The 13,269-nt window shown below is 57.1% G+C and carries 12 protein-coding genes (1 of these 12 only partly in view); 4 read left to right on the plus strand and 8 right to left on the minus strand.

Annotated features, from left to right (window positions below):
* On the plus strand, positions 1-701 hold the 3' portion of the coding sequence (locus O2N63_RS02090; RefSeq protein ID WP_271052446.1) for a glycosyltransferase family 2 protein. Its footprint begins 133 nt before the window's first position; only the last 701 of its 834 coding nucleotides appear in the window; the start codon falls outside the window, past its left edge; its stop codon occupies positions 699-701.
* 67 nt (positions 702-768) lie between these two features.
* Here O2N63_RS02090 and O2N63_RS02095 read toward each other — a convergent pair whose 3' ends face one another.
* From O2N63_RS02095 to O2N63_RS02130, 8 genes are all read right to left on the minus strand, one after another.
* On the minus strand, positions 769-3,222 hold the full coding sequence (locus O2N63_RS02095; RefSeq protein ID WP_271052447.1) for a GcvT family protein: 2,454 nt from the start codon (positions 3,220-3,222) through the stop codon (positions 769-771).
* A 110-nt stretch (positions 3,223-3,332) separates the two neighbouring features.
* Positions 3,333-4,304, minus strand: coding sequence for a GlxA family transcriptional regulator (locus O2N63_RS02100; RefSeq protein WP_271052448.1), 972 nt, complete (start codon positions 4,302-4,304; stop codon positions 3,333-3,335).
* Between the two features lie 99 nt (positions 4,305-4,403).
* A complete protein-coding gene (locus tag O2N63_RS02105; RefSeq protein WP_271052449.1) occupies positions 4,404-6,854 on the minus strand; it encodes a GcvT family protein in 2,451 nt (816 codons plus the stop codon).
* Between the two features lie 32 nt (positions 6,855-6,886).
* On the minus strand, positions 6,887-7,510 hold the full coding sequence (locus O2N63_RS02110; RefSeq protein WP_271052451.1) for a LysE family translocator: 624 nt from the start codon (positions 7,508-7,510) through the stop codon (positions 6,887-6,889).
* Between the two features lies 1 nt (position 7,511).
* Positions 7,512-7,886 (minus strand): GFA family protein, encoded by a 375-nt coding sequence (locus tag O2N63_RS02115; protein WP_271052452.1) that lies wholly within the window; start codon positions 7,884-7,886, stop codon positions 7,512-7,514.
* A 24-nt stretch (positions 7,887-7,910) separates the two neighbouring features.
* Entirely contained in the window at positions 7,911-8,480 is a 570-nt protein-coding gene (locus tag O2N63_RS02120) for a helix-turn-helix domain-containing protein (protein ID WP_408629779.1), read from the minus strand.
* A gap of 266 nt (positions 8,481-8,746) precedes the next feature.
* Positions 8,747-9,202 carry a GAF domain-containing protein gene (locus tag O2N63_RS02125; protein WP_271052454.1) on the minus strand — a complete coding sequence of 152 codons (456 nt, stop codon included), beginning with the start codon at positions 9,200-9,202 and terminating at the stop codon, positions 8,747-8,749.
* Positions 9,203-9,270: 68 nt separating this feature from the next.
* Positions 9,271-10,449, minus strand: a complete 1,179-nt coding sequence (locus tag O2N63_RS02130; RefSeq protein WP_271052455.1) for an acetyl-CoA C-acyltransferase — start codon at positions 10,447-10,449, stop codon at positions 9,271-9,273.
* Between the two features lie 157 nt (positions 10,450-10,606).
* Between O2N63_RS02130 and O2N63_RS02135 the strand changes: the two genes are divergently transcribed.
* The 3 genes from O2N63_RS02135 to O2N63_RS02145 all read left to right on the plus strand — a co-directional run bounded on the left by O2N63_RS02135 (position 10,607) and on the right by O2N63_RS02145 (position 13,263).
* Complete coding sequence (locus O2N63_RS02135) at positions 10,607-10,954, plus strand: STAS domain-containing protein (protein ID WP_271052456.1); 348 nt, start codon at positions 10,607-10,609, stop codon at positions 10,952-10,954.
* On the plus strand, positions 10,944-11,441 hold the full coding sequence (locus O2N63_RS02140; protein WP_271052458.1) for an ATP-binding protein: 498 nt from the start codon (positions 10,944-10,946) through the stop codon (positions 11,439-11,441). The genes O2N63_RS02135 and O2N63_RS02140 overlap by 11 nt, the downstream gene beginning before the upstream one ends.
* A 235-nt stretch (positions 11,442-11,676) precedes the next feature.
* Entirely contained in the window at positions 11,677-13,263 is a 1,587-nt protein-coding gene (locus tag O2N63_RS02145) for a gamma-glutamyltransferase family protein (RefSeq protein ID WP_271052459.1), read from the plus strand.
* The last annotated feature ends 6 nt before the right edge of the window (positions 13,264-13,269 follow it).

A 13,269-nucleotide genomic window follows, 5' to 3' on the forward strand; every position in this document is an offset into this window, starting at 1 on the left:
CCGCCCGTTATCTCGAGCGTACCATTGCCTCGGTTCAGGCCCAGAGCTTTGCGGATTGGGAAATCCTTCTTGCTGATGATGCATCGACGGACGGGACATTGGAACTCGCGCATAGCCTCGCCAAAAGCGATCCTCGGATACGGGTATTGGAAGCCATAGAAAACGGTGGGGCGGCGCGCGCGCGTAATAGGGCAATGCAGGCGGCAAGTGGACGCTATCTGGCGTTTCTGGATGCCGATGATTGCTGGCGGCCGGAAAAGCTCGAACACCAGATCGCACATATGCAAGCCACGGGTGCCGCGCTTTCTTATACTGAGTTTGTTCGCCACTTTGATGACGGCGGTTCCCGGCACGTAAAACTTCCGGAAACGGTGAATCGCAACACGCTGCTGCGGGGCAACCTGATTGCCTGCAGCACAGCCATCTATGATCGCGAACAACTGGGCTTGATTGAGATGCCGGATGTACGGATGCGGCAGGACTTTGGATTGTGGCTGCGCATTCTAGATCAGGTGCCTATGGCCCACGGCCTTTGTGAACCGCTGACCGATTATACCGTACGCACGGACAGCCTGTCGGCCAACAAGGCCAAAGCACTTGGCGCAACCTGGCGACTTTTTCATGATGTAGAAGGCTTTGGCGCGTTGAAATCTACGTGGCTTTTGGCGCAGGTCATCGCCGGTCGACTGAAGCGCGGTTAGTCCACCCTCAATTCAAATGAAAAGGGCGCCCGGCAGGAGCGCCCTTCCTTATGTTCAACCGACCTGTTCAGACCTTTACACGTTCCGACTTGGGGTCATACATCGGCTTGAGCGAGGCTTCGGCTTTCACCTTCACACCGCAGACATCGATCTCATAGGTCGAGGCCAGCACATCGGCTGGTTTCTCTCCTTCGCACGGCACGTAGCCCAGTCCAATTGCAGCACCCAGCGTGTGGCCGTAGTTGCCCGACGACAGGTAGCCCACATACTCGCCATCCCGAATGATCGGTTCATTGTGGAACAAGAGCGGTTCGGGATCGGTCAGCTTGAACTGCACCAGACGCATCTTCGGCCCGCTCTCCTTGCGTTCGATCACTGCTTCGCGGCCAATAAAGTCACTGCCCTTATCGGTCTTCACCGCAAAGCCCAGTCCTGCATCCACTACGTGATCCTCGCAGGTGATGTCATGGCCGAAGTGGCGATAGCCCTTCTCGATCCGGCAACTGTCCATCATGTGCATGCCGCAAAGCTTCAAGCCCAAGTCCTGCCCAGCGTCCCATAGGGTTTCGAACATATGGCCTGCCATGTCGGATGAAGCGTAGAGTTCCCAGCCCAATTCACCCACATAGGTCACACGATGTGCACGGGCGAGGCCCATGCCGATCTCGATCTCCTGCGCGGTGCCAAACGGGTTGGTGGCGTTGGAGAAGTCAGCTGGCGAGACCTTTTCAAGCAGCTTGCGCGCATTCGGCCCCATGATGGCCAGCACGCCCTCACCGGCGGTCACATCAGTGATCACCACGTTGAAATCGCCCTTGTGACGCTCCATCCAAGTTTGGTCGGCCAGACGTGTGGCGGCAGGTGTGACCACCAGATAGGCGTTTTCCGTCAAGCGCGTCACGGTCACGTCAGCCTCGATTCCGCCGGTGCGGTTCAGGAACTGAGTATAGACGATCTTGCCATTGGGCACGGAATAGTCACCGCCCCCGATATAGTTCAGAAAGCGTTCAGCATCCGGGCCTTCGACGCGGATCTTGCCGAAGGATGACATGTCGTACATGCCGACATTCTCGCGCACGGCACGGTGTTCAGCCGCCGCGTTTTCAAACCAGTTCTGGCGCTTCCACGAATAGTGATATTCGCGCTCTTGCCCCTCATTCGCAAACCAGTTGGCACGTTCCCACCCGGCCAGCTCACCAAAGACCGCCCCCTGCTCTTTCAAATGGTGATGGAATGGTGTTCGGCGCACGCCGCGCGCGGTGACCTTCTGGCGATAAGGGTAGTGATCGGCGTAGAGCAGGCCCAGTGTTTCCTTGGAACGTTCGAACAGGTATTTTTTGTTGCCCTGAAACGGCTGCATCCGGCTGATGTCCACGTCGCCCAGATCAAACGGTTTCTCGCCGCTGTCCATCCACTCGGCCAGAGCCATACCCGCACCGCCTGCGGATTGAATGCCAATCGAATTGAAACCCGCGGCCACCCAAACGTTATCCATCTCGGGTGCGAGACCGAGGTGATAGGCATCGTCCGGCGTAAACGATTCAGGGCCATTGAAGAAGGTATGGATCCCGGCCTCGGCCAGCATCGGCATCCGATTGCAGGCGTCTTCGAGGATCGGTTCGAAGTGGTCGAAATCCTCTTGCAGCTGGTCGAACTCAAACGTGTCCGGGATGCCGTTCATCGCCCAAGGCTTGGCGTTGGGTTCAAACGCACCCAAAAGCATCTTGCCCGCATCTTCCTTGTAATAGGCGCATTCGTCCGGCACACGCAGAACCGGCAGCTGGGTCAGCCCCTTGATCGCTTCGGTCACGATATAGAAGTGCTCACAGGCATGAAGCGGCACATTGGCACCGGTCATCTTGCCGACCTCATGACCCCACATGCCGGCACAGTTCACCACCATGTCACATTCGATATGACCGCTGCCCGAGCCGTCATCCGACACCCAGTCCACCCCGGTCACACGGCGGCCGTCCTTGGTTACATCGGTGACCTTGATACGCTCCTTGACGATACCGCCGCGTTGGCGCGCACCCTTGGCCAGTGCCAGCGCAATGTTTGCCGGATCACCCTGCCCGTCTTTGGGCAGGTATACGGCACCTTTCACATCCTCGACATTCAGATGCGGATACATCTCTTTCACGCGCTCGGCGGATATCTCCTCGACCTCTACCCCAAAAGCCCGCGCCATAGCCGCCTGGCGATAGATCTCTTCCTTGCGTTCCTCGGTCAGCGCCACGGTGATCGAGCCACAGCGTTTGAACCCCGTCGCCACACCAGTCTCTTTTTCGAGCGAGCCGTAAAGTTCCTGCGAATATTTCGCGAGCTTGGTCATGTTGGCCGTGGCGCGCAGCTGGGCAATCAGACCGGCGGCATGCCAGGTGGTGCCGGACGTCAGTTGCTTGCGTTCGAGCAGAACAACGTCATCCCAACCTTTCTTGGTCAAATGATAGGCCACCGAACAGCCGATCACACCGCCGCCAATGATTACGACACGGGCCTTTTGGGGCAGATTGCTCATGTCTTTCCTCCAGATCGAAATTAATTACAGGATCTCGCTTTGCGTTGCCCGGCGAGATTGGCACGGGAATCGCACCACGATTATCTCATATCCGCCAGATTTGTCGGGTATCAGCTAAAACTCCGCATTCCATCGCCCTGTTTGCGCCATGCGGTTGGGGTCACACCGAAATGACGATGGAAGAGCGAGGAAAAGCCGTTCGGGAAGCCGCAAGCCAGTCCCACGTCACGCACACACATGCGGGTGTTGATCAAAAGCGTGTTGGCGTGATTGAGCCGCAGCTCGCGGTAGTAGGCATTGGGTGTGATGTTGAAATGGGCCTTGAAATGACGCTCAAGGGAGCGTTCTGAAATGCCCAGCAACCCAACCAACTCGGAAATACGCAGTGGTTCATCCAGATTGGCCTGCATCAACTCGATACATTGATCGAGTGCCCTATTCCCGGTGACAGACAGCTCCTTGCCACCGAACGGTTGCAGGCTGGACATGGCGCGGATGTTTTCATGCAGCAGGATGTCCGACACGGTGGTTACGGCGGCGGCGGACACGTGGCGCCCGATCAGCGATAGGATCAGGTCATAAGTGGCCGCCATGCCCGCGCTGGTGATCAGCCTTCCGTCATCGGCAGCCAGCGCATAAGAGCCTTGTCCCGGCGTGCCGCGTTCGTTCAATACCGCACGGTTTTCCCAATGGGTCGTGTGTCCTTTTCCCTGTTCACCGGTTTCGGCGATATATCGGCTGGCCGCTTCGGCCAAGAGCACCACCCGCGCGCCTTGCCACATGTAGGATTTGATCACCGGCTGTACCGACAGGCCCGGGTGATCTGCATTTGAATTGCCCAATACGAACAGGTAATCCGCAGCGGGGCGATCAGGTATCAGGTCTGCGGTGATGCTCGCCTGAGCCCGGCAGCTCACTTGCCCCGGAATACGAGAACGGTAGGTCCAGTCGAATATGTTGCTGGCGGTGACCCTGTTGGCAAGCCGTAGCACCTCGACCACAGCGGTCATTTCCGTCAGCACAAAATCTTCCGAAACGAGGATATCGACATGCACGGTCTTGCTATTCGCGGGATCGGTCATGTGGGTCCTCCTGCTTTTTGGGGCTCTGCCCCCGGGCTGCGCCCTCCCCCGGGATATTTCTGGTCAGAAGAAATAGGGAGGGCGCATTAAGGTGGCTGATCAGGCGCGAATACGCGCGTTTTCCGGATCCCAGAGCGGCTGATCTTCCTGCACGGTGGCGCGGAATTTCTCGCCGTAGATCTCCACCTCAAGTTCGGTGCCGGGGGCGGCAAGCTCCGGGCGGACCATGCCGTAGGCGATCGACTTGTTCACACGATAGCCCCAGCCACCCGAAGTGGTTTCACCAACAATCTCATTCCCGGACCAGACGCAAGACATGTAAGGAGCGTCGCAGTCGCCGGCCTCAACTGTCATGGTAACAAAGCGCTTTTTGCTGCCTTGTTGCTTCTCGGTCAGAAGAGCCGCTTTGCCTGGGAAGTCCTGCGGTTTGTCGAGTTTGACAAAACGATCCAGCCCACCTTCGAACATCGAGTAATCGGTCGACAGATCACCTTTCCAGGTGCGGTAGCCCTTTTCAAGACGCATGCTGTCGAGCGCATACATGCCGAAGGGTTTGGCCCCTGCAGCAATGATCGCGCCATAGATGGCAGGCTGGTTGTCATTGGTACAATGCACCTCCCAACCCAACTCGCCCGCGAAGGACACGCGGACCAGACGGCAGGGGGTGCCTGCCACGGTGGCGTCCTGATGGGTGAGCCAACCGGTGGTCAGATCCGCCTCGGTGCCCAGCGCCTCAAACAGCTCGCGCGATTTTGGACCGGATACGATCATGGTGCCAAATTCTGTGGAATGGTCGGTCAGAGAGATGCCAGCGGGCAAGCCCTTGGCCAGCACTTCGCGGTCGTGCCACTGCGCCGAGGCCGCTGTGATCATGGTGAAGTGATCTTCGCCGTGACGCATGCAGGACATCTCGGTCAGGATCCGGCCACGGTCATCGGCGAAGTACACAAGGTTCATGCGGCCTGCTTTTGGTAGCGCCCCTGTGATACGGCCGCGCAAGAACTCGGCCGCGCCTTCACCTTCGAGATTGAAGCGCGAGAAACCGGGGAGGTCGAGCACACCGGCGCGATCGCGTACTGCTTCGCATTCCTCCTTCACGCGAACCTCCCATGGGCCGGTGCGGCCCCAGGTGTGGGTGGCTTCGAGCGAAGTGTCGTCACCCTCTTGCGCAAACCAGTTGGCGCGTTCCCAACCGTTATAGGCGCCCATCACACCGCCGAGCTCTTTGACCTTCGTGTGCACCGGAGACAGTTTCTTGTCGCGGGCGGCAGGCCATTCGTGATGCGGGAAATGCATGGCGTATTCGTTGCCGTAAACTTCCATGCCCTTTTGGTTGCAGTAATCCTGATCGGTGTAATCAGTATAGCGGCGCGGATCGACGGCCCACATGTCCCATTCGGTTGCGCCATCGACGATCCATTCCGCCATGACCTTACCGGCACCACCACCCTGCGCGATCCCGAAGGTGAAGACGCAGGCTTCAAACGCGTTTTCCACACCCGGCATCGGCCCCATCAGCGGCAGGCCATCGGGGGCGTATGGGATCGGGCCGTTGATCACGCTGGACACGCCGGAGGTTTCCATCAACGGCACGCGGGCCATGGCGTCGACCACGATGTCCTCGATCCGGTCCAGATCTTCCTGCCACAGCTGGAAACTGAAATCTTCCGGCATGGCATCATTGGCATCAACCCAATGCGCCTTACAGTTTGGCTCATAGGGGCCGAGGTTATAGCCGTGCTTTTCCTGACGCAGGTAGTAAGACACATCCACGTCGCGGATCAGCGGCAGCTTGCCTCCGTGTTCTTTCGACCAGGCTTCGATCTCGGGGATTTGTTCGGTCAGCAGGTACTGGTGCTCCATCACCATCATCGGCACGGTGCGCCCGCCATAAGGCTTGAACCATTCGCCGACGCGCTGCGCGTAATACCCGGCTGCATTCACCACATAGTCACACTCAATGTCGCCCTTTTCAGTTTGCACGATCCAGGTCTTGTCTTCCTGCTGGGTGACGCCCGTAGCAGGCGTAAATCGCAGGATTTTCTGGCCCATGTCGCGCGCGCCCTTGGCCATCGCTTGCGTGACCTGCGCCGGATCGATATCCCCATCGCTCGGATCCCAGAGAACCCCCATCAAGTCGTGGGTTTCAAGGAAGGGGTAGCGTTCTTTCGCCTGCTCAGGTGTCCAGATCTCCATCTCGATGCCCTGATAGCGACCCATCGAACAGGCGCGTTCGAACTCCTGCATCCGTTCCTTGGTATGCGCCAGCCGGATCGACCCGGTCTGGTGGTAGTTCATCGGATAGTCGACCTCTTCGCCCAGACGGGAGTAAAGCTCGGTCGAATAGCGCTGCATGTTCATGATTGCCCAGCTGGTCGAGAAGGTCGGCACGTTACCAGCAGCATGCCAGGTTGACCCGGCGGTCAGCTCGTTCTTTTCGAGCAGGACGCAGTCGGTCCAGCCCTTCAGCCCTAGGTGATAAAGCGTCGAGGCGCCGACAACACCGCCACCGATAATGACGACGCGGGCTTTTGTAGGAAATTCAGACATGGAAGTCTCCCTGTGATCCGAGTGTTCTTTGTTCAGTTGAGAGCCAGACGGGCGGCGAGCGCACCGAAAATGACGGCCGAAATGCGGTTCATGAGGCGGGTTGAGCGGCGGATCCGGTCAGCGGCGAGACCGGCAAAAACACCGATCAGCGCGTCGGCGATAAATCCGCCAATGGCCAGGATCACACCAAGAATCACGATCTGCTGCCATTCCGGCCCCACTTCCGGACGGATGAATTGCGGCAGGAAGGCGAGAATGAACAGGATCACCTTCACATTGAGGATATTGGTCACGAAGCCACGCCGAAACGCACGCCATAAGTCTGCACGACCTTCACGATCAGACGCAGCTTCAACCGAACACCAGCTGGTCCATGCCAGCCAAGCCAGATAGGCGGCACCCACATAGCGGATCAGATCCAGCGCCAGCGGGGATGCTGCGAGCAACACCGCAAGCCCTCCGGCCGCCAGAGCCACATGACAGAGCAGTCCAAGAATGATCCCGGAGGTCGCCATGACACCGGCCCGCGCGCCCCCTTTGATCGAAGACGCGATGATGAACATCATGTCCGGCCCCGGAGTCAGGTAGAGGATGATCGACGCACCGACAAAGGTCGCAATCACCCAGGGATCCATAGCGAGTAAAGTGGTCAGCATGTCATTGAGCCTCCTGCGGCAGGCCATCAGCGATCTGGTAGTAGTCGCCTTTGTCCGCAACAAAGATGTGCTTTTCGAGCGTCACGCCGGTCGGGCCATCCACGGCGCCAAGGGCAAAACTGATGTGATCCTCTCCGGTGCCCTGCCAGAACAGGAAGGAACCGCAGACGGGGCAGGACCCGCGCTTGGCATTGGGGCTGGCCGCATACCAACTAACCGGACCCGAGATGGTCAGGGCATCAACGGGAACGTGGGCAGAGGACCAGATCCCCCCGGATTGTTTGCGGCATTGAGAGCAATGGCACATGGACGCCCCTTTTGGCTGGGCATCAGTTTTAAACGTGATTGCGCCGCAGAGGCAGGAACCTTCGATCATTGTCTTCTCCTCAGTTGACCGCCCTTAATAGACAGGTGGGGCGATGACCCAGATCGCTACCGCAGGCTCGTCATAGGGATTGGCCCACTCATAGGGTTCATGTTTGATGCGAAAGCTGTCGCCCGGGCCGACCGTGAACTGCCGCCCGCCGATCACCAGGTCGAGCTGGCCAGAGATCATATATCCGACCTCTTGTGTGGGGCGATTGGCCGGGGTCTGCATCCGCGAATTCGGAGCAAAGGTGGAATGCACCATTTCAAAATCGTCGGTAAGGTCAGGAGACAGCAATTCCTCTTGCAGCCCCTCTTCACCCGACCCCATCGGTCGGCGCGCGCCGCTGCGCACCACATATCCTTTTTCCTCAGCCGGTGCGGAGGAGTGGGCAAACAAGAGCGACATTGGAACGCCCAGCGCTTCTGCAATCGAGCGCAAGTCCGAGATCGAGGGGTCGGACAAATCGCGTTCCACCTGACTGAGCCAGCCCACCGAGCGCCCTAGCCGATCCGCCAGATCAGTCAGCGTCAGCCCGCGTTGTTTACGAAGCGCGCGCAGGTCAGCCCCAAGGCTTTGTGGTTTTGTCAGATCCGATTGCAGCACGCGGCGATCTCCTGCGTCAGTCTATTTTCACATCATGAAATGAATCGTGATATTTTCATGCTTTTTTTCATAATGTGGCGAAATCACGCCCTTCGCAAACAAAATCGCGACATTCGAATGGTCGGATTCAGATCATCTGAGGCGCTCCCGCGCCTTTTCACCCTTCGGTCGACAGGCTTGGGCATGGCCTCGCTTCGCTCGGCTAGGGGCGCCGCCCCTCGGCTAAAAGCCTCACCCCGAGGTATTTTCCGCAAGAAAAAAGATTAGCGCCGAAACGTGTCGTCGAGGATTTTTGCAAACTGAGTTGCATCCTCTTCCGTAAAGGCATTCGCCTGATTGCTATCGAGATCAAAGACCGCGATGATCTCGTCGTTTGCATTGCGCACGGGCAATACCAGCTCGGAACGGGTGGAGCTGGCGCAGGCGATATGACCCGGAAACGCATCCACATCCGGAACCAGCTGTACGTCTCCGGTGCGGGCAGCTGCCCCACAGACGCCACGCTCGAACGGGATCTTCAGGCAGCCATGACCGCCCTGATAGGGTCCGATTTTCAGAAGGCCCGGTTCGGTCACGCGGTAAAAACCGGTCCAGTCAAACCGATCATCAGAATGATGAACTTCGCAGACAACCGTTGCCATCAATGCCACTTCATCTGTTTCACCCTCGGTGAGTGAGGTGATGATCTGGGACAGCTCGTTATAGTCAACGCGCGACATGGGACCTCCAATCAAAAAGGGCGCGGACATCCCGCGCCCTCTGTCTATAGATGTCCAATCCGCAGCGATCAATCGCGCTCGATGGCAATTGCAGTGCCTTCACCACCGCCAATGCAAATCGCCGCCACGCCCTTTTTCAGACCGCGCTTTTCCATTGCATTCAAGAGCGTGACGATAATGCGGGCGCCGGAAGCCCCAATCGGGTGGCCCAGCGCACAAGCCCCACCGTTCACGTTCACCTTGTCGCGCGAGATGCCCATCTCATGCATGAAAGCCATCGGAACAACGGCAAAAGCTTCATTCACCTCCCACAGGTCCACATCATCAACTGCCCAACCAAGGCGGTCGAGCAGTTTCCGTGCGGCGGGGACAGGAGCCGTGGTGAACCAGCCGGGCTCTTGCGCATGGCTGGTGTGGCCCATGATGCGGGCGCGGATGTTCAACCCCGCTGCCTTTGCGGCCTCTTCCGATGCCACCACCAATGCTGCCGCACCATCTGAGATCGAAGAGGCGTTGGCCGGGGTCACTGTGCCGTCTTTCTTGAAAGCCGGCTTCAGGGTCGGAATCTTGTCGGGGCGGGCATTGCCTGGCTGTTCGTCTTCGCCGACCACCACATCACCCTTGCGCGTCCTGATTGTGACCGGGGCGATTTCGCCTTCGAACGCGCCGGTTTTCTGTGCGTCCAGCGCATTCGACAGGGATTTCAGCGCATATTCATCCTGCGCTTCGCGAGTGAACTGGAATTTCTCGGCGCAATCCTCGGCAAAAGTGCCCATCAGGCGACCTTTGTCATAAGCATCTTCAAGGCCATCGAGGAACATGTGGTCCACCACAGCACCATGGCCGATCCGTGCACCGCCCCGCATTTTCGGCAGGATATAGGGTGCTTCTGTCATGCTCTCCATACCGCCAGCGACCATTATATCGGTGCTGCCCAGTGCAACCTGGTCATACGCGGACATGGTCGTTTTCATACCGGACCCACACATCTTGTTCAACGTGGTGGCGGGAACCCCTTTCCCCAAACCAGCCGCGAAACCTGCCTGTCGTGCGGGGGCCTGCCCTTGCCCGGCAGGCAGAACACAGCCCATCAATAGTTCTTCAATCTGCTCTGGCTTTGCACCTGCATCCTCAAGGGCAGCCTTGATTGCAGCCCCCCCGAGCTCTGAAGCTGTCACCCCGGAGAAAGCCCCTTGAAAACCCCCCATCGGCGTGCGCGCGGCACCGGCAATCACCACATTTTTCATGACTTTCTCCAATTCCCTGACATTCCTGCCATTCGCTTACCGAATGGTAACGTTCCACGTCTAGCCTCATTCGAAAGTGACCCGCCGTAACAACACGATCTGCGTTGTTTTCAACGGAGGGTTTACCCGAATGCTCAGCTGTCCGAGGAGAACAATCGTGCAACTCACCTATCAAGATACCAACAACACCCGTATCATCACAGTTGGTGAAAACCGGATTGATGCTGCCATCGCGATCAGTTTCAAAGACAAGATGCGCGAAATTACAGACACAGGACCAAAACGGATCATTTTGGATATGGAGCAAGTTGACTTCATTGATTCCAGCGGTCTTGGCGCAGTTGTCGCGTCTATGAAACAGGTCGACGCAGACACCAAACTTGAACTTGCCGGGTTATCAAAGACTGTGGCCAAGGTATTTCGCCTGACACGAATGGACACGGTGTTTACAATTCATCCCGATATTCAATCCGCCCTCGGTGGTGGTCTGGCAAATGCATCTTGAAAGCCTGCCATTCATGGGTCATGCGCGTGATATATCCAACCAAACACCACCCGCGGCATGTTGCGGTATCAACTTGGTTTTTCCAGGGGACAGCCTGGCCGTGCGAAAGGCTCTACTGACGGTCCAAGATGGGCTCAAAGGAATGGGTGTTGGGGATGACACCCGATCAATCGCCGAAATTGTTCTCGCTGAAGTCCTGAACAACATCGTCGAACATGCTTATGCCGGGCAAGATAATGGTGTCGTTGAGCTACATATTCATAAGCACGACAAAAAACTGAAGATGGCCATCGTCGACGATGGCCTGCCAATGCCCGACAACCGCTTACCAAATTGGACCGCACATGAGCTGGACGTCAGGCGCGATGATCTTCCTGAAGGGGGATTCGGTTGGTCTTTGATCCGAGATTTATCCAGTGATCTCACCTACGCCCGCCGAAACTCACAAAACAGACTTTCGTTTTCCATCCAGATGAACGCCCAGTGAATTGCCTCCAAAATGCCGTGTTTCCTCCCTGAACTGGACAGAATGGAACTTCAATTTAATCCCATAGCGTAAAGCTTGCCCCGGTGCCGCATTCCACAGCCCCCACCCAGTTCGCGGCGCCGGGGAACCTCACTTCCAGAGAATTAGAAATCAAATATTCGTCTCGCGACGATTGCCGGTTAATTCTGGATGCCATACTCTTTTCTTTATCTAAAAGAAGAGCGGAGCTTGTCTATTGCGCGACTTTCATTTGCCCGGCCGATCTGCAGTATTTGCCACGAATGGCATGTGTGCATCCTCCCACCCAATTGCATCACAGGTTGCAATCGAGATCTTAAAGTCCGGAGGCAACGCCGTAGACGCCGCTGTGGGTGCCGGATTTCTGCTGGGCATTTGCGAACCCCAGATGACCGGTATAGGAGGCGACTGCTTTGTCCTTCTCTCCCCGGCTGACGGTAAAGACGTTGTCGCTCTGAATGGCTCCGGAAAAGCACCGGCCAAATTAGATCCTGACAGGCTGCGGGCGTCTGGCTTGAACGCGATGCCGGTGCGCGATGTTCAGTCGATCACCATACCCGGCGCAGTCGATGCGTTCTGCCGCCTCTCCAATGATTGGGGAAAGATCGGGCTTGCGCGCTCATTGGCTCCCGCAATCCACTATGCCGAACAAGGCATGCCCGTTGCACCCCGCGTTGCATTTGATTGGAATATCGCGGCACGCGACAATCTTTTGTCAGGGTGCGCCAGAAATCATTACCTAATGGACGAGCGCGCTCCGGTGATAGGAGATCTTTTCCGCGCCCCCAAACAAGCCGAGGTGTTACGCCGGATCGCACGAAATGGAAGAGATGGTTTCTATCTCGGAGAGGTCGCCGAGGATATGGTGAACAGCCTAAGAGCACTCGGTGGCGTTCATACTCTGGATGATTTTGCAAAAACGGCATGCACCTACACCCAACCAATTTCAGGCCATTACAAAAGTGCCGAACTGCTTGAACATCCCCCAAATGGTCAGGGTGCCACAGCAATTCTCATGGCGAATATGCTGAAATCTTTCGACCTTCCAGACCTGCCACCGGAAGGCGCCGAGCGCATTCATATTGAAGCTGAAGTTGCCAAACTGGCCTATGACGCGCGAAATCGCTATCTGGCAGATCCCGACACGACCACACATCTTGATCGCATGTTATCAAGGGAAACCGCGGATAAGTTGGCATCACGTATCAATCCAGCACAGGCAATGGACATGCCGGCCATCGTTTCTGAAAGCATCCATAAGGACACGGTTTACCTGACGGTGGTCGACCGGGACCGGATGTCGGTGTCACTGATCTATTCGATCTATCATTCCTTTGGTTCTGGCATTGCCTCTGACAACTTCGGCATCTTGTTTCACAATCGCGGGGCAGGTTTCAATCTGACTTCCGGGCACCCAAATGAAGCAGGCGGTGGCAAACGCCCGATGCATACGATCATTCCAGGCATGATTCGTGAAAATGGTCGGGTCATCTTGCCATTTGGTGTGATGGGCGGCGCCTATCAACCCACTGGACACGCTCGTTTTCTGACCAACATGGTGGACTATGAGATGGATATTCAGTCGGCAATCGACGCCCCACGAGCATTTGCCGATGGCGGAGTGTTGAAGCTTGAGCGCGGTTATCCAGCAGATATCGCAGCCCGCCTGTCAGAGATGGGGCACAGGATCGACATTCCCGAGGCTCCGATCGGCGGGGCGCAAGGCATTTACATTGATGACAAACGCGGTGTCTTAACGGGTGCATCTGACCATCGAAAAGATGGATGCGCCTTGGGTTACTGACTGTAT

Origin of the sequence: Aliiroseovarius salicola (assembly GCF_027891095.1) — a bacterium.
Taxonomy (GTDB): domain Bacteria; phylum Pseudomonadota; class Alphaproteobacteria; order Rhodobacterales; family Rhodobacteraceae; genus Aliiroseovarius; species Aliiroseovarius salicola.